21 protein-coding genes are annotated in these 25,277 nt (G+C 69.5%); 8 read left to right on the top strand and 13 right to left on the bottom strand.

What is annotated here, in order from left to right; genetic code table 11:
* Positions 1-47: 47 nt before the first annotated feature.
* Positions 48-1,022, top strand: coding sequence for a non-homologous end-joining DNA ligase (ligD, locus tag ACT86A_RS01160; RefSeq protein WP_445090069.1), 975 nt, complete (start codon positions 48-50; stop codon positions 1,020-1,022).
* A gap of 123 nt (positions 1,023-1,145) precedes the next feature.
* The gene (locus tag ACT86A_RS01155) at positions 1,146-2,099 is read left to right on the top strand and encodes a D-isomer specific 2-hydroxyacid dehydrogenase family protein (protein ID WP_445090068.1); all 954 of its coding nucleotides are present in this window, start codon (positions 1,146-1,148) and stop codon (positions 2,097-2,099) included.
* 346 nt (positions 2,100-2,445) lie between these two features.
* On the opposite strand, the gene ACT86A_RS01150 is transcribed toward ACT86A_RS01155, so the two are convergent.
* Complete coding sequence (locus ACT86A_RS01150; protein WP_445090067.1) at positions 2,446-2,796, bottom strand: hypothetical protein; 351 nt, start codon at positions 2,794-2,796, stop codon at positions 2,446-2,448.
* Between the two features lie 224 nt (positions 2,797-3,020).
* Between ACT86A_RS01150 and ACT86A_RS01145 the strand changes: the two genes are divergently transcribed.
* From ACT86A_RS01145 to ACT86A_RS01135, 3 genes are all read left to right on the top strand, one after another.
* Entirely contained in the window at positions 3,021-3,725 is a 705-nt protein-coding gene (locus tag ACT86A_RS01145) for an ESX secretion-associated protein EspG (protein WP_445090066.1), read from the top strand.
* A 90-nt stretch (positions 3,726-3,815) separates the two neighbouring features.
* Positions 3,816-4,190 carry a hypothetical protein gene (locus ACT86A_RS01140; protein WP_445090065.1) on the top strand — a complete coding sequence of 125 codons (375 nt, stop codon included), beginning with the start codon at positions 3,816-3,818 and terminating at the stop codon, positions 4,188-4,190.
* Positions 4,187-5,392 (top strand): hypothetical protein, encoded by a 1,206-nt coding sequence (locus ACT86A_RS01135; protein WP_445090064.1) that lies wholly within the window; start codon positions 4,187-4,189, stop codon positions 5,390-5,392. Before ACT86A_RS01140 ends, ACT86A_RS01135 begins: the two co-directional genes overlap by 4 nt.
* Positions 5,393-5,696: 304 nt before the next feature.
* Here ACT86A_RS01135 and proB read toward each other — a convergent pair whose 3' ends face one another.
* The 10 genes from proB to ACT86A_RS01085 all read right to left on the bottom strand — a co-directional run bounded on the left by proB (position 5,697) and on the right by ACT86A_RS01085 (position 20,216).
* Positions 5,697-6,797, bottom strand: a complete 1,101-nt coding sequence (proB, locus tag ACT86A_RS01130) for a glutamate 5-kinase (RefSeq protein WP_445090308.1) — start codon at positions 6,795-6,797, stop codon at positions 5,697-5,699.
* 173 nt (positions 6,798-6,970) lie between these two features.
* Complete coding sequence (gene obgE, locus ACT86A_RS01125) at positions 6,971-8,425, bottom strand: GTPase ObgE (protein ID WP_445090063.1); 1,455 nt, start codon at positions 8,423-8,425, stop codon at positions 6,971-6,973.
* Between the two features lie 117 nt (positions 8,426-8,542).
* Positions 8,543-8,809, bottom strand: a complete 267-nt coding sequence (gene rpmA / locus ACT86A_RS01120; protein ID WP_445090062.1) for a 50S ribosomal protein L27 — start codon at positions 8,807-8,809, stop codon at positions 8,543-8,545.
* Positions 8,810-8,831: 22 nt separating this feature from the next.
* The gene (rplU, locus tag ACT86A_RS01115; RefSeq protein ID WP_040775804.1) at positions 8,832-9,143 is read right to left on the bottom strand and encodes a 50S ribosomal protein L21; all 312 of its coding nucleotides are present in this window, start codon (positions 9,141-9,143) and stop codon (positions 8,832-8,834) included.
* A gap of 343 nt (positions 9,144-9,486) precedes the next feature.
* Entirely contained in the window at positions 9,487-13,032 is a 3,546-nt protein-coding gene (locus ACT86A_RS01110; protein ID WP_445090061.1) for a translation initiation factor IF-2 N-terminal domain-containing protein, read from the bottom strand.
* A gap of 455 nt (positions 13,033-13,487) precedes the next feature.
* Positions 13,488-13,904: a nucleoside-diphosphate kinase gene (gene ndk / locus ACT86A_RS01105; protein WP_445090060.1), complete on the bottom strand. Its 417-nt coding sequence runs from the start codon at positions 13,902-13,904 to the stop codon at positions 13,488-13,490.
* Positions 13,905-14,224: 320 nt separating this feature from the next.
* Positions 14,225-14,641, bottom strand: a complete 417-nt coding sequence (locus tag ACT86A_RS01100; protein ID WP_445090059.1) for a DUF4233 domain-containing protein — start codon at positions 14,639-14,641, stop codon at positions 14,225-14,227.
* A gap of 58 nt (positions 14,642-14,699) precedes the next feature.
* Positions 14,700-16,163, bottom strand: coding sequence for a bifunctional tetrahydrofolate synthase/dihydrofolate synthase (gene folC, locus ACT86A_RS01095; protein ID WP_445090058.1), 1,464 nt, complete (start codon positions 16,161-16,163; stop codon positions 14,700-14,702).
* On the bottom strand, positions 16,160-18,838 hold the full coding sequence (locus ACT86A_RS01090) for a valine--tRNA ligase (RefSeq protein ID WP_445090057.1): 2,679 nt from the start codon (positions 18,836-18,838) through the stop codon (positions 16,160-16,162). The genes folC and ACT86A_RS01090 overlap by 4 nt, the downstream gene beginning before the upstream one ends.
* Before the next feature lie 358 nt (positions 18,839-19,196).
* Positions 19,197-20,216: an NAD(P)/FAD-dependent oxidoreductase gene (locus ACT86A_RS01085; RefSeq protein ID WP_445090056.1), complete on the bottom strand. Its 1,020-nt coding sequence runs from the start codon at positions 20,214-20,216 to the stop codon at positions 19,197-19,199.
* Positions 20,217-20,307: 91 nt separating this feature from the next.
* On the opposite strand from ACT86A_RS01085, the gene ACT86A_RS01080 reads away from it, so the two are divergent.
* Positions 20,308-20,943 carry a helix-turn-helix domain-containing protein gene (locus tag ACT86A_RS01080; protein WP_445090055.1) on the top strand — a complete coding sequence of 212 codons (636 nt, stop codon included), beginning with the start codon at positions 20,308-20,310 and terminating at the stop codon, positions 20,941-20,943.
* Positions 20,944-21,086: 143 nt separating this feature from the next.
* The gene (locus ACT86A_RS01075) at positions 21,087-21,761 is read left to right on the top strand and encodes an AAA family ATPase (protein ID WP_445090054.1); all 675 of its coding nucleotides are present in this window, start codon (positions 21,087-21,089) and stop codon (positions 21,759-21,761) included.
* A gap of 51 nt (positions 21,762-21,812) precedes the next feature.
* Here the strand turns inward: ACT86A_RS01075 and ACT86A_RS01070 are convergent, their stop codons facing one another.
* Together ACT86A_RS01070 and ACT86A_RS01065 are read right to left on the bottom strand one after the other, a co-directional pair.
* Positions 21,813-22,769 (bottom strand): YegS/Rv2252/BmrU family lipid kinase, encoded by a 957-nt coding sequence (locus ACT86A_RS01070; RefSeq protein WP_445090053.1) that lies wholly within the window; start codon positions 22,767-22,769, stop codon positions 21,813-21,815.
* Entirely contained in the window at positions 22,766-24,343 is a 1,578-nt protein-coding gene (locus ACT86A_RS01065; RefSeq protein ID WP_445090307.1) for an FAD-binding oxidoreductase, read from the bottom strand. The genes ACT86A_RS01070 and ACT86A_RS01065 overlap by 4 nt, the downstream gene beginning before the upstream one ends.
* A gap of 289 nt (positions 24,344-24,632) precedes the next feature.
* Here ACT86A_RS01065 and ACT86A_RS01060 point away from each other — a divergent pair, with 289 nt between their 5' ends.
* Entirely contained in the window at positions 24,633-25,253 is a 621-nt protein-coding gene (locus tag ACT86A_RS01060; protein WP_445090306.1) for a TetR/AcrR family transcriptional regulator, read from the top strand.
* Positions 25,254-25,277 lie beyond the last annotated feature (24 nt).

Genomic DNA, 25,277 nt, shown 5'->3' with positions numbered 1-25,277 from the left:
GGTGCAACACACGGAACCTGTCCGAGGCATCCGTTAGGGTCGGACGCGTGGTCGGCAAGTCTGCTGCGTCGGCGATCGAACTCGAGGTCGGCGACCACACGATTCGCATCTCCAACCCGGACCGGGTCTACTTCCCGGAGACCGGTGCGACCAAGCTCGACTTGGTGCGGTACTACCTGAGCGTCGGCGAGGGCATTGTCAACGCGTTGCGCAACCGGCCGTGCATGCTGCACCGGTTCCCCAAGGGATTGCCGGGCGGCAAGGTCCATCAGAAGCGAGTGCCCGCGGGGGCGCCGGAGTGGATTCCGACCGTGCGGGTGCACTTCCCGCGCTATGGCAGGAATGCCGACGAACTCTGTGTCGAGAAGCCGGCGGATGTCATCTGGGCAGTGCAGATGTCGACGGTCGAGTTCCATCCGTGGAACTCCCGCGCAGCCGACACCGAGCGTCCCGACGAGTGGCGCATCGACCTCGACCCGATGCCCGACTGTCCATGGTCACGGGTGCAGCGCGTGGCGGGTGTCGTGCATGAGCTGCTCGACGAGCTCGGCGCGGTCGGCTGGCCGAAGACTTCCGGCGGCAGCGGACTGCACGTATACGTCCGGATCGCACCGAACTGGGGATTCCAGCAGGTGCGCCGCGCCGCGCTCGCGTTCGCCCACGAGGTCGAACGCCGCGCGCCCGATGACGTGACCACCGCGTGGTGGCGTCGTGACCGCGACCCGAAAATGTTGTTCGTCGACTACAACCAGAACGCGCGCGACCACACGATCGCCGCGGCCTACTCGGTGCGCGGCGTCCCCGCCGCCACCGTCTCGACTCCGGTGCGCTGGGACGAGATTCCCGACATCGACCCGCGCGACTTCACCATGTCCACCGTCCCCGCCCGCTTCGCCGACCTCGGCGACCTGCACGCGGGGATCGATGACGCGGTGTTCCACCTGGATCGGCTGCTGGAGTGGGCGGACCGGGACCGGCTGGACACGGAGCTGGACGAGCAGACCGAGCAGGACGAGGACTAGTGCCGCGCCGGCACGGACACCCAGTCCGCCGCGCACGCCGCGGTGCTACGGTCGCACCGGCGAGTCCGACCGCCGTTCATCCCGGGTGCGACCACGTCGTACTGCACTGAAGGAGGTCCATCCATGAGCCGACCGGCGGCAGTGCCGATCGCTATCGGCCCGACCGAACCTCCCCCCACGCTGGTGGAGAAGGCGATACTGGAGTCCGGCGCCACGATCGCCGACCTCGAGGACGCGCGCGGGCTGATCTGGGTGGGCGGCCCCGGGGAGTTCCCCGACGAGCTGCCAGCCGGCGTGGAATGGGTGCAGCTGCCTGCCGCCGGCATCGAGGACTGGTTCACCGCGGGCATCTTTGCCAAGCATCCGAACATCCAATTCACGTCCGCCGCAGGAGCTTTCGCGGCCAGCGTGGCCGAGCACGCGCTCATGCTGCTGCTCGCGGGGGTTCGGTACCTGCCCGAACACCTGCGCGCGGGCGGCTGGCGTCAGCAGGACTTCTTTCCACACGTCGGAACGCTGCGCGGCAAGACCGTGACCATCGTCGGCGCGGGCGGCATCGGCCGCGCGCTGATCCCGATGCTGATTCCGCTCGGCGCACACATCATCGCGGTGAACCGCAGCGGTCGCCCGGTCACCGAGTTCGGTCTGCCGGACACCATCGAGACGATCTCCGCCGACCATATCGGCCGGATCTGGCCGCGTACCGATCACGTGGTCATCGCCGCCCCCGCCACACCCGCCACCAGGCATCTCATCGGCGCGGACGAACTCGCCCGGCTCAAGCCATCGTCCTGGATCATCAACGTCGCCCGCGGCAGCCTGATCGACACCGATGCGCTGGTGGCCGCGCTGGCCTCGGGTGCGATCGGCGGCGCCGGACTGGACGTCACCGATCCCGAACCGCTCCCGGACGGCCATCCGCTCTGGGTATTGCCGAATGCCATTGTCACACCGCATGATTCGAATCCGCCGCAGCTGCGGTTCGCGGCATTCGCCGATCATGTCGGCGCGAATGTGCTGCGCTTCGTCAACGGACGCCCGCTTCTGGCTCCGATTGATCCCGTACGCGGGTACTGAGCACGAAACCTGCGGGCACCACCGCCGCGACGTGCGCGCCTACCGGGAACGCAGGCTGTGTGCGGCGGCGGCCGGCGGGCGCGTATTCGCGTGCGCCCACTGAACCGGCCCGCTGCGACGTACCCTTCTGGACAAGGTCTGCCCCGACAATCTGCTGGATGCCCGGCCGAGCTGATGGGCCGAAACCGATCGAGGTGATCCGGCACACATCGGCACACATCGGCACGCCGGATCCCGGGCGCGGCAGGCGAAGGACACGTTCGCCGACGATCCAGCCGCCGCACGGGCCGGTGCGCGCTCGGCGCGGTTCCGAGCGTGACAGCCTCGTGGGCGGGAGGCCGCTCGGTTACCGCGCCGTGGGGACGATGAACGCGAGTGTCGCGATTCCCACGGAGCCGTCCGACACGCAGGTGGCGCGCATGGGCTGGCCCACCGTGGTCTGCTGCGACTCCAACCCGCTGTAGTAGCCGAACACGAGGCCGGACTGCCCCGGCGGCAAGTAGAAACCGAGGCACTCGGCCGCCAGGACCGCCGACCCCTCACCGCTATGGCACAGCGCGGCCGCGTCGGTGACGCCACGATCGACGTAGCAGCCGGTCGGCGTGGCAGCAGCGGAAGCCGCGCCGGCGAAGACGAGACCGCCCCCAAGGGCCAGCACACCGATTGCCCCGCTTGCTCGCCGCATCATGGTGTGCACCGCAATCGCTCCTCCGCAGATCTCGGCCGATCCTGGTCTGCCCTACGAGCCGTCCACCCCTGCCTTTCCGAGCCATTCCACCAGAATCTGGCGGAATGATCGAGCGCGACACCAACGCGAACAGAATCGGCCCGCAATCCCGGTAGCGCGCATGACATCCCAGACGGCGTAGTAGCGCTAGGCTACGGACAGCGTCGGCCGGTTGGGTGAGAGGTGATTCGGCTGTGGATTGGACTTTCACTCCGGATGAGTTCGCCTATATCTGGCGCGAGACCGACCTGGATCGCCACCCGTATCCCCTGCGCATCCTGGAGACGCCGCGCACCGAGGACGAGGCCGATCGTATGCGCCTCGCCCTCGCCGAGCGGCTGTCCCCCGGCCGCGACCCCGACCTTTCGGCCTGCCTGCGCATTCTGGCCGAGCCGCATACCAGGATCGTCGCGATCGGGGGCGCCCACCGACCGGGCAGCGAGTTGCGGCTACTGGCCGCCGCGATCTACGACCGCGCCGTACTCGCGGTGCAGGAGCCAGGGTCGAGTCCGGATTTCGGTGGCCGCGTGCGGGTTTCCATCGGTCACAGCGCCAAATTGGGCAAACGGATCGCGGCGCTGCTGCCGAGGACACCACCGGGCAGACAACCTGCTCGCATCGCGTCCGGCGAGGCGGTGCGCGACCGAGAGACCGTGCCCGCGCGCGGATCGGCCGCGCCGCGGATCCGCAAGCTGCTGCTCGAGCCGCACACTGCCGAGGGACACATCAGAATCGAACCGCGGCTGGATCGTCCGGTACCCCCGCCGCCGATCCACTACACCTGGATCGACGTGCACGGCGACGGGCGGTACCTGATCAAGGCGGGCGACGAGGTGCGCATCACCCCGGCCGCACCCGAGCAGATCGCCGCGCAACTGCAGAAACGCATTCCCGTGTAGCTTGCCTCGGCAGGCCGGCCGATGACTTTGCTGACCTGACAGCGGCTTACGGCTAATCTGGGGCGGACCGACGATCTCAGGGGGTGAGCGATGACGATCGAGACCAGCCGAGCCGATATCGCCCGATTCAAAGAGGCTGCCCGGGCCGGAGCCGTCCAGTTCGATCCGGCGGCGGCGCGGCGGTGCGCCGAATTGTACGACCGGCAGGCCGACCAGCTACTCCACCTGCAGCAGCGCCTCGAATCCACCGCGGAACTCGGCGGATTCGGTGGTTTCAGCTCCGCGCAGCAGTTGCAGGCCGGCTTCAGCCACAAGGCGCGGGACGCCGCGGCCTTGCTCGACCACTACATCGAGGCGGCCTACCGGATGAAGGAGGCGTTCCTGATCAGCGGTGGCCTGTTCGAAGAGGCCGACGCCGCGAACGCCGCCGCCCTGCGGGCCATCGAGCCGAGGCTCCCGCGATGACCGGCTCCGATCCCAGCTACATCAGCTCGATGGAGCATTTCGAGTCGATGCGGCACGAGGAGATCTACGCCAAGGCCCAGCAGATCGACGCCGGACAGGTGCTGCGCGCCTCGGCGACCTGGCTCGAGGTGGCCGGAGCCCTCACCACGTTGTTCCCGCTCACCGGCAGCGGCACGGACCGCGTCATGGATTCCGTGGAGTGGAAAGGCGCGGCCGCGGCGGCAGCCCAGGCCGGCGCACGCAGTTTGGCGGCGTCGGCCGACGAGCTGGCCGCGGTGCTGGGTCAGGTCGGCGCTCGGCTCGGCGGGGTCGCCGCGGCAGCCGAGGCGGTGAAACTCGCGGTAGTGCCGCCGGGCGATTGTGGACCTGTCGGCGCGATCGCGAAAGCTCTGGAGGTAGCTCACGTCATCGACGCGCAGATGGCGCAGGAAGCGTTGCGCCAAGAGGCCGTTCTCGCGATGAACATGGTCTACAAGCCGGCCTACTCGGCAGCGGGCACAGCCGTGCCCGCGTTGCCCGAACCCCCGGCCCCACCCGCCCAGCCGAGACCAGACCTGCCGCAGCCCCCTTCGGCGCCACCTACCCGGCAGGCTCCGTCCACTCAGCAGACGCCACAGCCCACACCAGCACCCCAGCCGGCTCCGCCACCAGAGTCGGCAGTGCCCACGCAGCAGCCACCACTGCCGACTTCCCCACCACCAAGCCCTTCTCCGGCACCGTCACCAGAGTCCGCGCCACCCACGCCGGAGCCACCACCGCCGACTTCCCCACCACCGAGTCCTTCACCGGCACCCCAACCGACACCAGAGTCCGCGCCACCCACCCAGCTGCCGCCATCGACTCCCCCGCCACCGAGTCCTTCACCGGCACCGCACATCCCGGAATCAGCACAAACACCGAGCCCTGCTGCACCCCCACCCCCGTCGGTGCCGGCTCCCGCGCCGCAGATCCCGGAACCAGCACCGCCGCCGAGCCCCGCGGCACCCCCACCACCACCGACTCCACCACCCGCCCCGCAGATCCCGCCACCGCCACAATCACCGAGCCCGGCACCGCCACCCACGCAGCCTCCGCCTCCCGCCCCGGTCTTGCCCCCGGCCGAGTTGCCCGACCCAGGCGGGCAGCCGGGCGTCACCGGCCCGGTGGAGGGCAATCAAGGGCAGACGCCCACCGCCAACCAACCGGGCGTCGTCCCGTCCTGACCGCCGGGACGTTCAGGCAGCGACGAATGGGAGTTCCTACGCAGAAGCAACCGGATCGAGCTGGCGGAATCAGTGACCTAGCCGTCATTGGCGACCGAATTCGCCGACCCCATCCCACGGCAAGTCCGAATCGCCGCGCACCAGAAGTACTCCGAACAGCCAGACGACCCGGCTGCCGCGCCCACGACGTTCAACCTCACCCGCACCTAGGACCCGCGGATATCCCCTCTGGAGACGAGCGATTCCTGAGCTCGTTGTTCCGCGTTTCCGCATCTCCCCGATCGCCGTGCCGCGGTAGCGCGACCTACACCTTGACCAGGTCGTCAGCGTGGATGACGGGGCGTTGCATGGTGTCGGGGAGTTCATCGGTGGAGCGACCGAGCATGCCGGCGAGCTCCGTGCTGTCGTATTCCACGACACCGCGGGCGACGATGTGGCTGTCGGGCGCCACCAGGTCGACCACGTCGCCGCCGGAGAAGCGGCCGCGGACGCCGACGATGCCCGCGGCGAGCAGCGACCGACGCCGGTGCGCGACAGCCTGGACCGCGCCCTCGTCGATGAGCAGCGCGCCGCGGCTGTCGGCCGCGTGCCGGACCCAGAACTTGCGCGCCGACAACCGCACCGGCCGGGCGGCGAACGCGGTGCCGACGGTGCCGGTGGTCAGTGCGGTCGCGGCCGAGGCGGCGGCAGCCAGCAGAACGGGCACGCCCGCGTCGGCCGCCAGCCGGGCCGCGGACAGCTTGGACGCCATACCGCCGGTGCCGAGCGCCCCGCCACTGCCCGCGATCACACCGTCCAGGTCGGCGCTGCTGCGGACCTCCGGAATGAACGTGGCCGCGCCCTTGCGGGGGTCGCCGTCGTAAAGTCCCGCCACGTCGGACAGCAGTACGAGCGCGTCCGCGCCCACCAGGTGTGCGACCAGCGCGGCGAGCCGGTCGTTGTCGCCGAAGCGGATTTCTTCGGTGGCGACGGTGTCGTTCTCGTTCACCACCGCGACCGCACCGAGCGAGCGCAGCCGATCCAGGGTGCGCTGCGCGTTGCGGTGGTGCTCGCGGCGGGAGAAGTCGTCGGCGCTCAACAGCACCTGGCCGACCGTGCGACCGTAGCGGGCGAACGACGTGCCCCACGCGTGGGCGAGCGCCAACTGCCCGACGCTCGCGGCCGCCTGTTTGGTGGCCAGATCACGCGGACGACGGTTCAGCCCGAGCGGCGCGATACCGGCGCCGATCGCACCGGAAGACACCACCACCACATCGGAACCCGCCCGCATCCGCGCCTCGACCGCGTCCGCGAGCCGATCCAGCCGTGCGGTGTCCAGACCGCCTTTCAGACTGGTCAGCGCGGACGAACCGATCTTCACCACCACCCGCCGGGCCGACGCGATCGCCAGCCGAGCGTCGCTCAGCCCCGGCGAATCCGCCCCGGCGGTCACCGAAGTCACCCGCATCCCCACCGAACTCCTTGCGCCACAATCGAATCCATTGCGGTCCCGGCCGATGCACGGACCCGACCGCGGACGATCGAGGCCGCTCGGGGCGCACACCGTGACGACGCCGCGACTCGACCGTCGGCCACGCCCTACTCCTCGTCCTCGCGCACCAACCCGCGCCGCACCCGGGAAGCGTGCTTGCGCTCGGCCGCGCCGATCCGGTCGGTCTGCTCCAGCCGGATATCGGTGCCGCGACCGGTGGGCACCATGTCGATGCCCGCCGAGATCTGCGGCTCCCAGTCGAATGTCACGTCGCCGATCGTCACCGACGCTCCCGGCACAGCGCCCAACCGCACCAGCTCGTCCTCGACGCCGAGGCGAGCGAGGCGATCGGCCAGGTAGCCGACGGCCTCATCGTTGTCGAATTGGGTTTGACGCACCCAACGCTCCGGGCGGGTGCCGCGCACGATGAAGCCGCCCGGCTCCTCGGGGTCGGCGACCACGCTGAATCCGGTCTCGTCCACCGCGATCGGCCGGATGACCGGGCGCTTGGGCGCCGCCTTCGGATGCTCCTCGCGATACTTGTGCACCAGATCCGCGAGGGCGAACGTCAGCGGGCGCAGCCCGGCCCGGCTCACCGCGGAGATCTCGAACACCGGCCACCCCCGCTCGGCGAATTCCGCGGTCACCATGTCCGCGAGCTCGGCGGCGTCGGGCACATCGATCTTGTTCAGGATCACCACGCGGGGTCGGTCGGCGAGATCGCCGAGCCCGGCGTCGGCGCTCAGCGCCGGTCGGTAGGCGGCGAGTTCGGCCTCGAGCGCATCGACGTCGGACACCGGATCGCGCCCCGGCTCCAGCGTGGCGCAGTCCACCACGTGTGCGAGCACCGCGCACCGTTCCAGGTGCCGCAGGAAGTCCAGACCCAGCCCGCGGCCATCGCTGGCGCCGGGAATCAGGCCGGGCACGTCCGCGACGGTGAAAGTGGTGTCGCCGCTGGCGACAACGCCGAGGTTGGGCACCAGCGTCGTGAACGGGTAGTCGGCGATCTTCGGCTTCGCCGCTGACAACACCGAGACCAGCGACGACTTACCGGCCGACGGGAAACCGACGAGCCCGACGTCGGCGACCGACTTCAGCTCCAGCACCAGGTCGAGCTCTTCACCCTCCTCGCCGAGCAGCGCGAACCCGGGCGCTTTGCGCGCCTTCGAGGCCAGTGCGGCATTGCCGAGCCCACCGCGTCCGCCGCGGGCGACGATGAAACGGTTACCGGTGCCGACCAGGTCGACGAGCACCTTGCCGTCGTCGTCGAGCACCATGGTGCCGTCGGGCACCTTCAGCACCAGCTCAGCGCCTTGCTTCCCGTCCCGGTTACTGCCCTCGCCCGGCTTGCCGTTGCCCGCCTTGGCGTGCGGGTGGAAGTGGAAATCCAACAGGGTATGCACATTGGGGTCGACCTCGAGGATCACATCGCCCCCGTTGCCGCCGTTGCCGCCGTCGGGCCCACCGAGCGGCTTGAACTTCTCGCGGTGCACCGACGCGCAACCGTGGCCGCCCTTACCCGCACGCACATGCAGTACGACACGGTCGATGAACTTGGACATACGCCGAATCATCCTCCTTCGAGACTGGTCGTACTCGGGCTGGTCGTGGCGGTGACACGAAAAACGGGCCAGGGTTTCGAGACCCTGACCCGCTCCTGTTGTCCGGTGGTTCGGCGGTCAGGCCTGAACCGGCTCCGGGACGACGATGTTGATGGTCTTGCGTCCACGCTTGGAACCGAACTCGACCGCGCCCGCCGCGAGGGCGAACAGGGTGTCGTCACCACCACGACCGACGTTGACGCCGGGGTGGAAGTGGGTGCCGCGCTGACGCACCAGGATCTCGCCCGCCTTGACCGTCTGGCCGCCGAAGCGCTTGACGCCGAGTCGCTGGGCGTTGGAATCGCGTCCGTTCCGGGAGCTGGACGCGCCCTTCTTGTGTGCCATAGCTGATTCTCCTCGGGATGTCTTACTTGATGCCGGTGACCTTCAGGACCGTCAGCGGCTGACGGTGACCCTGGCGCTTGTGGTAGCCGGTCTTGTTCTTGAACTTGTGGATGCGGATCTTCGGGCCCTTGGTCTGCTCGACCACCTCGGCGGCCACGGAGACCTTCGCCAGCTTCGCGGCATCGGTGGTCAGCTCGGCGCCATCGACGACGAGAACCGGATCCAGCGCCACGGCGGTGCCCGGCGCACCCTCGATCTTCTCGACCTTCACCAGGTCACCGACCGCGACCTTGTACTGCTTTCCGCCGGTCTTGACGATCGCGTACGTTGCCATCGGTCGGCTGCCCTTCTTCCTATAGTGCTCGGCACTTGCTCACACGGCGACTCCCCGGGTCTGATCCCACCGGAAACCGCCACACGACTGGTCTGGTAATCGCCACCGCCTCGGCACCTGGCGGCTCTCGGCATCGAACTGGCGAGAACCGGGCCACGAAGACGAAACATGAAGACAAAACATGTTGCCACCGGGCAGCGACTGTCCAAGATTACAGGACGGCCACCGCCACAACCAAACCGGCTTCCGGCGCACGCCTCGGGTACGCCACCGGTTCGCTGCTGATACGCACGTGGCCCCCGCCGATCGCACCGGCGGGGGCCACGTGAACGGAGGCGACGACTCAGTCCGGCGCGCCTGCCGGGCGCCCGACCGCCCGCCTGCGCGGCCGGTTGCGCTGGGGCAATTCGACGGGTACCGGCTCGGCGTAGTCGATCACCGGCGCGGGCACCTGATCACCGGTGGGCAGTACGAACACCGCTCCCGAGCTATCCGCGGCGGGCGCAGCAGCCGAACGAGCAACCCTGCGGCGCCGAGTCTGGCGGCCCTGCTCCGGTTCGGCCGCACCGTTGACAGTCGCCGAACCACCGGCCGCGACCGCGGCGGGCTCCGCCGCCTGCGGCTCGGAATCCCGAACTGGCTCTGCGACACGAGCGGGCTGCTCAGTCCGAGCGAGCTCGGCAACCGGAGCCGGCTCCGCAGCCGCACCGGTGTCCGCAGCGCCTACGGGCTCAGCAACCGAGGCCGGCTCGCCGGCCTGCGCGCGCTCAACGGCCGGCGCCGGGCCTGGCTCCTCGACGACCGAAGGCTCGACCGACTCCGCCTGCTCGACGACCTCGACGACTTCGGCGGGCTCGGTCTCGGGCTCCTCGGCGGGCACCGCCACGGCGGCATGGACAGTCTCCGCGCTCGGCAACTCCGAAGCGGCCCCGTTGTCGACGGTCGCTGTGTTCTCATCAACCACGGCCTCATCAACCACGGCCTCATCGACCTCGCCGACTGCCGACGACGCAGTCCCAGCCGAGTCGCCGGCCTGGTTCGACTCCTGGTCCGTCTCCTCCGACTGGTGCGCGGCCATCGCCAGCGCCACCGGGTGGGCCCGCTTGACGGCGGCTTCCTCCTCGGCGTGTTCGGCAGCGGGAGCGGCCCCGTTCGTCGGCTGCGCCTCAACGGCGGCACCCTTGTCCCGGCCGCGACGCCGACGCGAACCGCCTTCCCGGGTCCGCCCGGCGGTTTCCTCACCCGCACCGGGCTCCACCGGGTAGGTGTGCACCAGGATGCCGCGGCCATGGCAGTGCTCGCAGGTGGTGGAGAATGCCTCGACCAGGCCGGTGCCCAGCTTCTTGCGGGTCATCTGGACCAGCCCCAGCGAGGTGACCTCGGAAACCTGGTGGCGGGTGCGGTCACGGCCCAGCGCCTCGGTGAGGCGGCGCAGCACCAGATCGCGGTTGGACTCGAGCACCATGTCGATGAAGTCGACGACGATCATGCCGCCGATATCGCGCAGCCGCATCTGGCGCACGATCTCCTCGGCCGCCTCCAGGTTGTTCCTGGTGACCGTCTCCTCCAAGTTGCTGCCCCCGGAACCGGTGAACTTGCCGGTGTTCACATCGATGACCGTCATGGCCTCGGTGCGGTCGATCACCAGCGTGCCGCCGGAGGGCAGCCACACCTTGCGATCCAGCGCCTTGGCCAGCTGCTCGTCGATCCGGTAGGTCTCGAACACGTCGACGCCGTTGTTGTCGTGCCGGGCGACGCGCGCGAGCAGGTCCGGCGCGACGGTGCCGATGTATTTCTCCACCGTGCTCCAAGCCCGGTCGCCTTCGATGACCAGTGTGGAGAAGTCCTCGTTGAACAGGTCGCGGATGACCTTGACCAGGAGGTCCGGCTCCTCATACAGGGTCTTCGGCGCGTTGTTGTCCTTGCCGGTCTGGTTCTGGATCGTGCGCCAGGTCGCCTGCAGCCGTTCCACATCGCGGGCCAGCTCGGTCTCGCTGACGCCCTCGGAGGCCGTCCGGATGATCACACCGGCGTCGGCGGGCACGATCTCGCGCAGGATCTCTTTCAGACGCTTGCGCTCGGTGTCGGGCAGCTTACGGCTGATCCCGGTGGAGGTGCCGCCCGGCACGTACACCAGGAAACGTCCGGCCAGGCTGATCTGGGTGGTCAGACGGGCACCCTTGTGACCGACCGGGTCCTTGCTCACCTGGACGAGTACCTGGTCGCCGGGCTTGAGCGCCTGCTCGATCTTGCGCTCCCGGCCGCCGAGCCCGGCGGCCTCCCAGTTCACCTCACCGGCGTAGAGCACGCCGTTGCGGCCGCGGCCGATATCGATGAACGCCGCCTCCATGCTGGGCAGCACATTCTGCACCTTGCCCAGGTAGACGTTGCCGACCATGGACGCGGAACCGGTGCTGGTGACGAAGTGCTCGACCAAGATGTTGTCTTCGAGCACCGCGACCTGCGTCGCGGCCGGATGAGCCGGGAAGGACTTCTCGCGGACGACCATGACCCGGTCCACCGCCTCGCGCCGGGCCAGGAACTCCGACTCGGTGAGGATCGGAGGACGGCGGCGGCCCGCTTCCCGCCCGTCCCGGCGACGCTGCCGCTTCGCTTCCAGCCGGGTGGAACCGGTGATGCCCTGGACCTCGTCCACGGTAACCCGGGTGCGGCTCTTGTTGCGCGGCTCGCGTTCGTGCACGACCGTGTTCGGCGGATCGTCGTCGGCAGGCTCGTTCTCGCCGGATTCTCCGGCCACCTTGCGCCGACGACGCCGACGACGCCGACGACTCGCCCCCTCCGGTACACCGTCCTCGTCCTCGGCTTCGCCGGTGGTCTCGGCAGACTCCGCCGCTTCGTCGGACTCGGTGGTCTCGGCGGTCGACTCGTCCTCGGTTTCGGACTCGTGCTCCTCGCCTTCGAGGTCGGCTTCGGACTGTTGTTCGCCGCGACCGCGACCACGACCACGACGGCCGCGACGCCTGCGCCGGGGCTGGCCCTCGGCGTCCTCCTGCTGGTCGGACGAATCTGGCTCGTCGCCGCCGACTTCGGTCTCGTCTTCGGCGGGCTCGGGCGCCGGCGTCTCCTCGGCGCGCCTCGCCTCACGTTCGGCCTCGCGTTCGGCGCGGCGCTGCCTGCGGGCCTCGTCCGCGGCGGCGGCATCCGGTGGCAGGAACAGCGGCGCCTGCACGGCAGCCGCCGATTCGAATACCGGCGGGGCGACCGGTTGCGGCTGCTGCTGCACCGAATGGGTGAACAGCTGTGTCGGCTGGTGCTCCGCGTCGGCGGTCGGCGCATGCCGTCCGGGGCTCACCATGTCCGGCGCCGAGAAGATGACGCCGGCGGCCGCGAAAGGTGCGTCGGTCCGCGTTCGGACAGCGGGTTCCGACGGTTGAGCCGGTGCGGTCTCGGTAGCCGCGGGCGCGGGTACGGGCTCCGCGGGAGCGGTCTCGGTAACCGCGGGAGCGGTCTCGGCCGACTCGGTCTCAGCCGGCGCCGTCTCAGCCAGCGCGGTCTCGACCGGCTCGGCCTCAGCCGGCGCCGGCGCGGCCGCGATGTGCGCGGGCACGGGCTCCGCTGCGGCGGGAGCGGTCTCGGTCGGCTGCGCGGTGACCGCAGACGCGTCGGCGGTCGGCGGACGCGCAGGGGCCTCGGCCTGCCCGGCCGCAGCGTCCGTCTCGCCCGCCGCCAAGGCGTCGCGGACCGACTCCGCAACGGCACGGGGGACGTTCGACTGCGCGCTGCGCGCGTCCGACCCCAACTCGGTCAGCTTGGCCAGGATGCGCTTGCTCGTTACCCCCAGCAGCTTGGCAAGCGCGTGAACTCGGATTCGCTCCGGCAATTGTTCGGCATCCTGTGATGTTGTTTCCAGCGGCTCTTGGTCGGCCACGAAGTCTCCTCGGGCCCCCGGGCGCGTCCCTCCCGGCGGGAGTGACGCGGCCGACGCGGGGGCGCTGTCCGTTCGACTCGCACCCGGTGGGCGCGAGGTCATGTGGTCTCGCCCCGCGTGCCCGGTTATCTCCTCGGTCGTTCATCGTTCGGGCTAACTGGTCACGCGGCGCCTGGCTGTGGCTGAACTCCGCGGATCGAGCGCTCATCCAGCGTGCCGACGCGAACAGCAAGCCCCTTATCAGGCCGTTTGTTCGTGGCAGCGATGATCGGCATCGAACCTCGGGTCATCCGGCCGCACCCGTCACGTCTCGTTCGCGCACCTGCACGAACAGTCGGCATCGAATGCAGCCGATGCCAGTATCCCATACTGCGCGCCGGGCGCTCGCCATCGGCGCTCGGCTCCCGCCCGCCCGCGGCGCGTTCGCCCAGCGCGGGCACGACGGTCCGGACGCGTCAGGCGGGCAACTCCGGGAACCAGAGGGCGATCTCACGCTTGGCCGATTCGGGGGAATCGGACCCGTGCACCAGGTTCTCCTGGGTCTGCAGAGCGAAGTCTCCGCGAATGCTGCCGGGCGCGGCCTTCTCGACCGGATCGGTACCGCCCGCGATCTGCCGGAACGCCGCGATGGCCCGCGGGCCCTCCAGGATGGCCGCGACCACCGGGCCCGAGGTGATGAACTCGATCAGCGAACCGAAGAACGGCTTCTCGGCGTGCTCGGCGTAGTGGCCCTCGGCCAGCTCCTGGGACACCTTCTTCAGCTCGAGGGCCACGATCTTCAGCCCCTTGCGCTCGATACGTGCCAGCACCTCGCCGACAAGGCCACGGGCGACACCGTCCGGCTTGATGAGTACCAACGTCTGCTCAGTCACGGCGCTCAGCCTACTGGGCAACCCCGCAGGCACCGCAGCGACGGTCGGGCCGGCTCGTTCCGGCCAGGCCTGGACCTGGAGACCGCGTCGCGGAGTTGGCTCTCGTGCCGACCCCGGCCCTCGTCATCAGCGGGCCACGCCGACGCCGGTCCGCTGCCGTGCCCGCTCTGCCCGCGTGACATCGACAAGCTCGGCCCATCCGCCCACCCCTGGGCTGTGCCGGCCTTGCACTATGGCCCGACCCGGCACAACACCGCAGATGATCAGCCTGCGACCGAACGCAGTCCGTCGACATGCACCGCGGCGATCGCCGGCGGCCGCTAGTCGCGCCGGATGCGCTGGCTCGGCAGCAACCCTTTCTCCATCCGCCCCCGTACGTCGGCGCGCAGCACCAGGACGAAGCCCCAGACCACGGCGAATACCACGCCGATGATGCCGATGGCGAGGTGGATGAACGCGCCCGCCAAGACGAACACTTGCAGCGCGAGGTTGAACGGCAAGGCCCAGGAGCGCCGCTGCAACCCGGCGCCGAGGAACATCACGACCGCCAGGACTACCAGGTAGGTGCCCGACAGCCAGGTCACTCCACCCCCGACGTCGGCGACCACCGGCAGCGCGAGCAATACCACGATCGCCTCGAGCACCAGAGTGCCCGCCATCACGCCGCGCAAGCCTTTCCACGGATCGGTCGCAGGCGGCGGCACCGGCTGCTCACCTCGGTCGGCGCGTTCACTCATGGTGTTGCCCTCCTCGGCATTCGCTGGGTCCGCGCGGTCACGCGAGCCGCCACCGGGCTCATGCCGGGTCCTTGCCGAACAGCGCGCGAGTCGTCCCAGCGGTCACCACCGAGCCCGTGACGACAACACCCGCGCCGGACACCATCTCGCCCGGTTCACCGACGTCCTCGGCCATGGCGATCGCGGTCTCCAGCGCGTCCGGCAGCGTGGTCGCGGTGACCACGCGCTCGTCGCCGAACCGTTGCACCGCGAGATCGGCGAGAGTCTCCACATCCAGTGCCCGCGGCGAACCGTTGGTGGTGACGACGATCTCATCGAACACCGGCTCCAACGCGGCGAGGATGCCATCGGCGTCCTTGTCGCCGAGCACCGCGATCACGCCGACGAGCTTGCGGAAGTCGAACTCTTCGGTCAGGGTCGCGGCGAGCGCTCGAGCACCCGCCGGGTTGTGCGCGGCGTCGATGAAGATGGTCGGTGCGGTGCGGACGCGCTCGAGCCGGCCCGGACTGGTCACGCTCGCGAAACCGGCGCGCACGGCGTCGATGTCGAGCCGGCGTTGCGCACCCGCGCCGAAGAATGCCTCCACCGCCGCGAGTGCGAGCACCGCGTTGTGCGCCTGATGTGCCCCGTGCAGCGGCAGGAAGATCTCGTCGTACACTCCGCCGAGCCCCTGCAGCTCGAGCTGCTGTCCGCCGATCGCGACCTGGCGGGCGAGTACGCGGAACTCGGCGCCTTCGCGTGCGACCGCGGCGTCCACCTCGACGGCGCGGCGCAGCAGAGCCTCCATCGCCTCCGGCTCTTGCTCCGCGATCACCACGACGTTGTCCCGTGGCACCACGCTTTCCGGGGCGCGCTTGATGATCCCGGCCTTCTCCTTCGCGATCGAGGCCAGATCGGGGCCGAGATACTCGGTATGGTCCAGACCGATCGGCGTGATCACCGCGACCTGTCCATCGATCACATTGGTGGCGTCCCAGGCGCCGCCCATACCGGTCTCGACCACCGCGACATCGACCGGCGCTTCGGCGAAGGCAGCGAACGCCATGCCGGTGAGCACCTCGAACTTGCTCATCGCCGGCCCACCCGCGGCCGCCGACTGCTGATCGATCATCTCGACGTAGGGCAGCACTTCCCGGTAGGTCTGCACGTACGTGGCCGGGGCGATCGGCGCGTTGTCGATGCTGATCCGCTCGGTCGCCAGTTGCAGGTGCGGGCTGATGATCCGACCGGTGCGCCGGTGCAGAGCGGTGAGCAGCGCGTCGATCATCCTGGTCACCGAGGTCTTGCCGTTGGTGCCCGCGATGTGGATCGCCGGATAACTCTGCTGCGGGGAGCCGAGCAGGTCCATCAGCGTGGCGATCCTGGTGAGCGACGGCTCGATCTTGGTCTCCGGCCAGCGCTGGTCGAGTTCCGCCTCGACCAGCGCCATCTCGGCCAGTTCCACCGGCGAGGGCCCGGAGCCGAGCCGCGCACCGCCGCGGCCTTCGTCGTCACCGTACTGTGGTTCCGGTTCGTGGTTCATTTGCCGCTCAGCTCCGCCAGGCGGGCTCCGATGCGCGCCACCTCGTCGGTCGCGACCTGCTGCCTGCTCTTGATCTTGTCGACCACCTGCTGCGGCGCCTTGGCCAGGAACGCCTCGTTGCCGAGCTTGGCGGCGGTGCCCTGCAGCTCCTTCTGCGCGGCGGCCAGGTCCTTCTCCAGACGGCGGCGTTCGGCGTCCAGGTCGACGGCACCGGAGGTGTCCAGCTCGACGGTCACCGTCGCCGTGCTCAGGCGCACCTCCACCGACGCGGTGGCGGCGAAATCGGCGCCGGGCTCGGTGAGCCGGGCCAGGTTCGTCACCGACGCAACGAGTTCGCCGAGGCCCGCGGCGTCCACACCGATCAGCTCGGCCGCCACCTTCTGCTTGTCGGCCAGGCCCTGGTCGCTGCGGAAACGCCGGATCTCGGTAATCAACCGCTGGGTATCCGCGATGCGCTGGGCCGCAGCCCGATCGGCGGACACGCCCGAGGCCTGTGGCCATGGCGCGATCACCACCGACTCACCGCCGGTCAGTGCCTGCCACAGCGCCTCGGTGACGAACGGGATGACCGGATGCAGCAGGCGCAGCACCGCGTCCAGCACCGTGCCGAGCACCAACTCGGTCGTCTCGGCGCGCGCGCCCTCGGCGGCGAACTGTACCTTGGCCAATTCCAGGTACCAGTCGCACAGTTCGTCCCAGGTGAAGTGGTAGAGCGCCTCGCACGCCTTGCCGAATTCGTAGGCGTCGAATGCCGAATCCGCTTCGGCGCGCACCGCGTCCAGCCGGTCCAGGATCCAGCGGTCGGCGTCGGTGAGCTGTGCCCGGTCGGGCAGGTCACCGACCCGCGCACCGTTCATCAGCGCGAACTTGGCGGCATTGAACAGCTTGGTTACGAAACTGCGCGCGGCGAGCACCTGCGGCTCGCCGACCGAGAGGTCGCCACCGGGCTGCGCGCCGCGTGCGAGGGTGAAGCGCGTGGCGTCGGCGCCGAAGCCGTTGATCCAATCCAGCGGGTCGATGCCGTTGCCGCGCGACTTGGACATCTTCTTCCCGAACTGATCGCGAATCAGGCCGTGCAGGAACACATCCCGGAACGGCACCTGCTTTTCGCCGCCCTTACCCGTGGTCAGTGCGGAGTCCTCGGCGACATAGGTGCCGAACATCATCATCCGCGCCACCCAGAAGAAGAGGATGTCGTAACCGGTGACGAGAACGCTGGTGGGATAGAACTTCTCGAGCTCGGCGGTGGCGTGCGGCCACCCCATGGTGGAGAACGGCCACAGCCCGGAGGAGAACCAGGTGTCGAGCACGTCCGGGTCCTGCACCCAGCCCTCGGGCGCCTGTTCGTCGGGGCCCACGCAGATCACTTCGCCCTCGGGGCCGTACCAGATCGGGAGGCGGTGGCCCCACCACAGCTGACGCGAGATACACCAGTCGTGCATGTCGTCGACCCAGTCGAACCAGCGCGGTTCCTGGCTCTTCGGATGAATCACCGTGTCGCCGTTGCGCACCGCGTCACCCGCGGCCTTGGCCAGCGATTCCACTTTCACCCACCACTGCATGGACAGGCGCGGCTCGATCGGTTCGCCGGTGCGTTCGGAGTGCCCGACGCTGTGCAGGTACGGCCGTTTCTCGGCGACGATCCGGCCTTCCTCGGCGAGCCGTTCACGCACCTTGACCCGCGCCTCGAAACGATCCATGCCGTCGAATTCGGTTCCGGTGCCGGTGATCCGGCCGCGCTCGTCCATGATGGTCGGCATCGGCAGGCCGTGCCGCAGACCCATCTCGAAATCGTTGGGGTCGTGCGCGGGTGTGATCTTCACCGCCCCCGAACCGAATTCGGGATCCACATAGTCGTCGGCGATGACCGGAATCCGCCGCCCGGTGATCGGGTGTGCCAGCGTGGTGCCGATCAGGTCCCGGTAGCGGGGGTCCTCGGGGTGCACGGCCACGGCGGTGTCGCCGAGCATCGTCTCCACCCGGGTGGTCGCCACGACGACGTGCGGTTCGTCGTCGTCGAGCGAGCCGTAACGCAGCGAGACCAGCTCACCCTGCACGTCCTCGTACTTGACCTCGATATCCGAGATCGCGGTGCGCAGTTCCGGCGACCAGTTCACCAGCCGCTCGGCCCGGTAGATCAGGCCCGCGTCGTAGAGCCGCTTGAACATGGTCTGCACGGCCCGCGACAGGCCCTCGTCCATGGTGAAGCGGTCCCGGCTCCAGTCGACGCCGTCGCCGAGTGCGCGCATCTGCCATTGGATGGCGCCGCCGGACTCGCGCTTCCAGTCCCACACCTTCTGCACGAACAGTTCGCGGCCGAAGTCTTCCTTCGTCTTGCCGTCCACCGCGAGCTGCTTTTCCACCACGGTCTGGGTGGCGATGCCCGCGTGGTCCATGCCGGGCAGCCACAGCACCTCGTAACCCTGCATGCGTTTGCGGCGCGACAGGGTGTCCATCAAGGTGTGGTCGAGCGCGTGGCCCATGTGCAGTGTGCCGGTGACATTCGGTGGCGGGAGCACGATCGAGTACGCGGGCTGGGCACTGGCGGGGTCCGCGGTGAAGTAGCCGGCCGCTACCCAGCGCTCGTACATCTCGGCCTCTACGTCGCTGGGGGTCCAGCTCTTGGGGAGGGCATCGGCACGATTACGCGTGTTGTCTGGGGCTGCGCTGGTCACCCCGCGATTCTAGAGCGCGTCGATCCATCTGCTTCGGGTCGGTCGACCCGCCTGTCATCGGGATGACCGATTCCGGCGCGGACGCGCCCGGCACGCCATGCGGGGCCCACAGTCGAACGCCGGGAAATCGAACTCGGGAAATCGCCCCGGGTGGGCCGCTTCGAGGGCCTTCCTGCCGATCGAAGGGGCGGCGTTCGGGCTGCAGATGAACCGCTGCAGACAAAACAAGGCGGAGTCTTCGGTGGATGAGGGACACCGAACACTCCGCCTATGTCAGTAGCCTACCGGCGATCCGAGACCCTACGCGGAATCCATACGTAATTCTCAGCTTCCGGCATTTTCTACCCCCGATTTTCCGTTATCCCACGCGCGCGGTGGCGTCGGCCAGCACCAGATCGCCGTTGATCGCGATCGCGGCGGTCGAACCCGCACCCGCCGCCGAAATCACCTGAGCCGCCGGGTCGGCCACATTGCCGGCGGCCCAGACGCCCGCAGCGCTGGTGCGCCCGGTCGGGTCGGTGACCACCCAGCCGTTGTCGTCGAACGTGCAGCCGAGCGTGACGAGCAGGGCGTCGTTGGCGCGGAAAGTCGGGGCGACGAACATCGCCGTCCGGCGCACCGCCCGGCCGTCGGTCAGTTCCACCCCGCGCAGCGCGTCGTCCACCACGAACCGGGCGACCTCGCCCTCGAGCACGCGAACGCCGCGGGCGTCCAGGCGGACGCGGTCGTGCTCCGAGAGGGTCATCGTGTGCGGGAAGAAGATCACATCCTGCGACCACTGCGGCAGCAGCAACGCCAGGTGCACCGCGCGGGCCACCGCGCCCGCTTCCCGGCCGCCCAGCACCCCGATCGGCTGGTCACGGACCTCATAGCCGTGGCAGTACGGGCAATGCAGCACGTCGCGGCCCCAGCGCCCACGCACGCCCGGCAGGTCCGGCAGTTCATCCCGCAGCCCGGTGGCGATCAGTACGCGGCGTGCCCGCAGCGATCCGCCGCGCCGCAGCCGCAGTGCGTAGTCGTCCGGGGACCCGTCCGCGTCGACGATGACATCGTCGATCAGTTCCGCGCCGTAGTTCGTAATCTCGGCGACACCGGCGGCCAGCAGATCCGCCGGCGGCATCCCGTCGCGGGACACGAAGCCGTGCAGGTGCTCGGCGGGCGCGTTGCGCGGCGCGCCACCGTCGACCACCGCGACCGTGCGCCGCGCCCTGGCCAGGACCAGCGCTGCCGACAGTCCCGCCGCGCCACCACCCACGATCACCACGTCGTACGCCCCGCTCATACCCGCACCAGGCGGGCGCTGCGCCTGCGGCTGGGCGCGTGCTCTGCTCTGCCCACCTGTTCGATGTCCATCTGTTCGTTCGTTCCGCTGACTCATCAGCCATCACCTCCGCAGACAGGATGCGGTTCCTTTCGCCGTTCCGGCAACTAATATTGCCGATTTCGGGAAAACGCGGTGCACTGGTGACATGCCCACTCAACCGGCCGTCGCCCGAACCCTCACCGACATCGGCCCGCGGCTCAAGGCCCTGCGCACCCGCCGCAATGTCACGCTCACAGCGCTGGCGGAAAGCACCGGGATCTCCAAGAGCACGCTGTCGCGATTGGAGTCCGGACAACGCAAGGCCAGTCTGGAACTGCTGTTGCCCATCGCGATGGCCCACCAGGTGCCGTTGGACGAACTGGTGGCCGCGCCGAAGATCACCGACCCCAGAGTGCATACGACGGCGCGAAAGATGAACGGGCTCACCATCGTTCCACTGACCCGGCAGCCCGGTCCGCTACAAGCATTCAAGATCATCATCCCGCCCGATCGCGCCGAACCCGACCCGAAGGTGCACGAGGGTTTCGAATGGCTCTACGTACTGTCCGGACAACTTCGGCTGGTACTCGGCGAGCACGATCTGGTCCTCGGCCCCGGCGAGGCCGCGGAATTCGACACGCGCCAACCGCATTGGTTCGGCAGCGCGGGCCGGGGCCCGGTGGAACTTCTCAGCCTCTTCGGCTCCCAAGGAGAGCGAGTGCACCTTCGCACACGCTCGGCGGGGCGGAAACGCGGCACGCGCTCGGCGGGGCGGAAACGCGCGGAATCCGAGAATGTCTGAAATGTCGGATATTGCCAGATGACGGAAAGGCCGGGAACCTGGAGAACGTGGATGATTCCAGCGCGCCTTCTCGGGTGAATCTCGAAGAAAAACCAGGGTTTTCCCGGTTGCCGAACGAGTCTCGACTCGGGACGCTGGGACAGGTGAATCCCCCGCTGGAAGCCCCGCCGACGCACCCGCCTGACCCCCTGCCGATCCTGTACCCCGAAACCCTGCACGATCTACGCGCGGACGCGGTCGAGGAGTTGCGGTACCCGGCGGCGGCGGCGCTGATCGTCGCGGGCGTCCCGGGCGCGGGCAAGAGCACCGCGCTGCGCAAGTTCTTCAGCGCCGAGTTCGATGCCGCCGCACCTTCGCGCGCCCCCGAGGGCGCGCTGGTGCTCGACTCGATGCAGGCGCGCAACCGCCTGCGTCCCAAGCTGTGGTGGCTGCCCTATCTGCTGTGGCGTCCGGTAGTGCACATCGCCCACTTCCGGGCGATCCGCACCGCGCTACGTGACGCTACCGGGCCGGTCGTGATCCACGACTGTGCGACCTTCCGCTGGACGCGCGCGCTGATGGCGCGCTGGGCCGCCGACTACGGCCGCGAAATCCACTTGCTCATGCTCGACGTGCCCGCCGGTATCGCACGGGCAGGCCAGTACGCTCGCGGTCGCCGGATCAACCGCATGGCCTTCACACTGCACGTGCGGCGCTGGCGGCGGCTGATGCACGGGATCGCGACCGAGCACCATACCCTCACCGGCGCATCGCGTTCGGTGGTCATCGTCGATCGTGCGGCGGTCAACCGGATCCGTCGCGTGGTCTTCGCCGCTTGACGGGAGTTACCGCAGGCAGACTGCCGATCCGAGTAGTCCATGGTGTCGCCGTCAGGGAACCAGTACGGTCAGCGCCGCGGGGACGGCGCGAATGGTGATCGGCAGGGTGCCCGCGGGTTCGCCGTCGGCGGTCGCGGGCGTGCCGGGCGCACTGAGCGTGACGGCCGCGGCACGAAACTGCTCGATCGCGGGATGGTTCGGACGCCGGCCGGCCGACAAGGCCGGCAGCAGACGCAGCATCTGCGCGCGCGACAGCGGACCCACCACGGTCAGGTCGAGCAGTCCGTCGTCCAGCAGCGCATCCGGGCAGATCACCATGCCGCCACCGTAGGTGCGGGCGTTGCCGACCGCGATCATGACCGCCTCGGTCTCCAGCCGGGAGCCCGCGCCGGGATCGGTCAGTCCGGCGGTGACCGCACCGGACAACTCGACGCGGTAGGGCACGGTGAAACGTCCGGCGATCTCGGCAAGAGCCGCGACGGTGTAGCGCAGCCTGCCTTTCGGCCACCGCATGTCGTTGGCGCGCAAGGTGACCCGCGCGTCGAATCCGGTACCGGCCACCGTGGCGAACCACATCGGCTCCCCCGATCCGGTGGACTCGATCCGCCCCAGATCGATGGTCCGGGTCCGTCCGCGCAATATGAGGTCGGCCGCGGCGGCCGGGTCATCGGTCGGCACACCGAGTTCCCTGGCCAGGTCGTTGCCGGTGCCCGCGGGGATCATGCCGAGCGCGACGCCCGTCTCGGCGACGGCGGCGAGGGTCACGTTGATCAGCCCGTCGCCGCCGACACAGACCACCGCGTCGGGCTTCGCGCCGCAGCCACCCGCGATCGACTCCCGAACCTGCCGGACCGATTCGGCGGCCGACGCGGCGCACACCTCGGTCACCTCGACGCCGCCGGCCCGGAATCGAGCGATCACAGACGGCGCGACGTCACCACCCCTGCCGTGCCCGGACCGCGGATTGGTCACCACAGTGACCGCCGCCACGACCGAATGCTCGGTCACGGCAACAGCTTTCCGGGATTGAGGATGCCCGTCGGATCGAGTTCGGCCTGCACCGCGCGCAGCACCCGCACACCGATATCGCCGACCTCGTCCGGCAGCCAGGCACGATGGTCGGTGCCGATCGCGTGGTGGTGGGTGATGGTGCCACCCGCCGCGATAATGGCGTCGCCCGCGGCGCGCTTGGCGATCAGCCACTGGGCCAGCGGGTCGTCCAGCTGCTTGGCGACGACGGTGAAGTACAGCGACGCGCCGGTCGGATAGGTGTGCGAGATGTGGCACATGACCAGCGCGGGCGTGCCTTGCCCGCTCAGCGCGTCGGTCAGCGCCGCGGTCACCTTCGCCTTCAGCGCGGTGAGGTTCGCCCAGGTCGTGGCGGTCTCCAGGGTCTCACACAACACGCCGACATCCAGGAGCGCGTCGCGCAGGTATGGCGCGGCGAATCGACCGCGCTCCCACTCCTGCGCTGGTTTCTCACCCAGCGGCGTGCCGCCCGCGGCGGCGAGCAGACCGCCGGCCTCGGCATTGCGCGCCGCGACATGCGCCACGCTGCCCTCATAGGTGGTGACAGCCAGACAGCCCGCGACCGAGTTGCCGCCGATATCGCCGGAACGCGCCAGGTTGATCCCGGTCTCGACCTCGTCGGACAGCCGCAGCACGGTCGGTGCCGCGCCCGCCTGCACCACAGCACGCAATGCGGCGGACCCGGTCTCGAAATCGGCGAACGACCACGCTTGGTAGGCAACGGTTTCCGGAATAGGGTGCACCCGCAGCGTCACTTCGGTGATGACGCCGAGCGTCCCCTCCGAACCGACGAACAGCTCGCGCAAGTCCGGCCCGGCGGCCGATGCGGGGGCGCGACCGAGCTCGAGCGAGCCGGTGGGTGCGGCGATCTTCAGCCGCTGCACCATATCGTCGAAGCGGCCATACCCCGCCGACGCCTGTCCGGACGACCGCGTCGCCGCGAAGCCGCCGATCGTGGCGAATTCGAAGCTCTGCGGGAAGTGGCCGAGCGAAAGCCCGTGCGCGGCCAGCAGTCGCTCCGCGCGCGGACCGGTGAGTCCCGCGCCCAGCGTCGCGGTGCCGCTGATCGGATCGATGTCGGTCACGCGATCGAGCCTGCGCAGGTCCAGCGCGATCACGGTGTCGAAACGGCCGCGCACGGGTTCGACACCGCCGACCACGCTGGTGCCGCCGCCGAACGGAACCACCGCGACGGCGTGCTCGGCGCAGTAGGCGAGCACGGCGAGCACTTCGTCGTGATCGGCGGGGAAGACGACGGCATCGGGCGCGTCCTGCGCGCCTTCGGCGCGGCGGCGCAGCAGGTCGGGCGTGCTCTTGCCGCCCGCGTGCCGCAAGCGGTCGAGGTGGTCGGCTGATACGTTGGCGGCGCCGACCAGCTCGACCAGCCCGGCTCGCTGGGTGGGTGTCAGTGTTGATTCGCGCAGCGGCACCTCGCCTTCATCGCGGCGCGCCACCGGGTTGCCGGACACCCCGAACACCTGCGTCAGCAGGGTACGGATCCGCTCCGGAAGCGACCGGTGTCCAGCCGGGATTCCCCAGGCATCCCAGACCATGCTCGCCGCGGAGCCGCTCATGCCGGTCGTTGCGTCGAGAGCCGGGTCCCCAGCGGCGTGCGGTCGCGTCATCCCTGCACCGCGCCCACGCTCGGCTCCGGCGTACCGCACGGGCGGCTGTGCCCCCTACCGCACGGGCGGCTGTGCCCCCTACCGCATAGGCGGCTGTGCCCAGTGGTCGCTCGCTCCACCATACGTTACAGTTTGACATAGATTGTCAAGAAGTAATGATTGTTCAGCGTATCTGGTCGGCGGCACCGCCACCGACGAATCGACCCCGGTGGTGACCTTGACCGCTCCCGACAACCTCCCCGAGAACACGCTCTCGGCAACCGACCTCGCGATCTTGTCGGCGGCCCGCGCCTGCGTGCAGGATTTCGGCGTGCGCCGCACCACGCTCACCGAGGTGGCGCGGCGCGCGGGTGTCAGCAGGCCGACCGTCTACCGCCGCTGGCCGGATACCGGCGCGCTCGTGGCCGAGCTGCTGGTGCGCGAACTGCGCGGCATCGTCGCGGCGACCATGCCGTCCGCGGGCAGCGCACGCACCAGACTGGTCGACGGAGTGGTCGCGGGCGCGGCGACGGTCCGGTCGAATCCCTTGTTCGGCAAAATCTTCCGCACCGACACCGACCTCATGCTCACCTACGTCTTCGGCCGGCTCGGCCGCAACCAGCGCGCGTTGATCGAACTGTTCGTGACGGGCATCCGAGAAGGCCAGCAGGACGGCTCCATTCGCGGCGGCGACCCGGAACAGATGGCCACGATGGTGCTGCTGATCGCCCAGTCCGCGGTGCAATCGGCGGGCACCGTCGCGAAGCTGCTGGCCGGCGAACACCTCGACGCCGAACTCCGTCGTGCGATCGACGGCTATCTCGACGACCGAACCCACAGCGACCAGCGGCGACGCTGATCGCGGCGCCCTGCTGGACCGGAA

The sequence above is a fragment of the Nocardia glycosmidis genome (assembly GCF_052545115.1).
Note: the sequence above shows the minus strand (reverse complement) of the source record. Positions and strands in the feature narration are given on the sequence as shown.

What these genes read in the sequence shown, in the direction of transcription:
- ACT86A_RS01135 (WP_445090064.1), top strand. Translation starts at nt 4,187, where the DNA reads ATGACCGGCTCCGATCCCAGCTACATCAGCTCGATGGAGCATTTCGAG.
- ACT86A_RS01155 (WP_445090068.1), top strand. Translation starts at nt 1,146, where the DNA reads ATGAGCCGACCGGCGGCAGTGCCGATCGCTATCGGCCCGACCGAACCT.
- obgE (WP_445090063.1), bottom strand. Translation starts at nt 8,425, where the DNA reads ATGTCCAAGTTCATCGACCGTGTCGTACTGCATGTGCGTGCGGGTAAG.
- folC (WP_445090058.1), bottom strand. Translation starts at nt 16,163, where the DNA reads ATGAACCACGAACCGGAACCACAGTACGGTGACGACGAAGGCCGCGGC.
- rpmA (WP_445090062.1), bottom strand. Translation starts at nt 8,809, where the DNA reads ATGGCACACAAGAAGGGCGCGTCCAGCTCCCGGAACGGACGCGATTCC.
- ACT86A_RS01085 (WP_445090056.1), bottom strand. Translation starts at nt 20,216, where the DNA reads ATGAGTCAGCGGAACGAACGAACAGATGGACATCGAACAGGTGGGCAG.
- ACT86A_RS01140 (WP_445090065.1), top strand. Translation starts at nt 3,816, where the DNA reads ATGACGATCGAGACCAGCCGAGCCGATATCGCCCGATTCAAAGAGGCT.
- ACT86A_RS01065 (WP_445090307.1), bottom strand. Translation starts at nt 24,343, where the DNA reads ATGGTCTGGGATGCCTGGGGAATCCCGGCTGGACACCGGTCGCTTCCG.
- ACT86A_RS01080 (WP_445090055.1), top strand. Translation starts at nt 20,308, where the DNA reads ATGCCCACTCAACCGGCCGTCGCCCGAACCCTCACCGACATCGGCCCG.
- rplU (WP_040775804.1), bottom strand. Translation starts at nt 9,143, where the DNA reads ATGGCAACGTACGCGATCGTCAAGACCGGCGGAAAGCAGTACAAGGTC.
- ACT86A_RS01100 (WP_445090059.1), bottom strand. Translation starts at nt 14,641, where the DNA reads ATGAGTGAACGCGCCGACCGAGGTGAGCAGCCGGTGCCGCCGCCTGCG.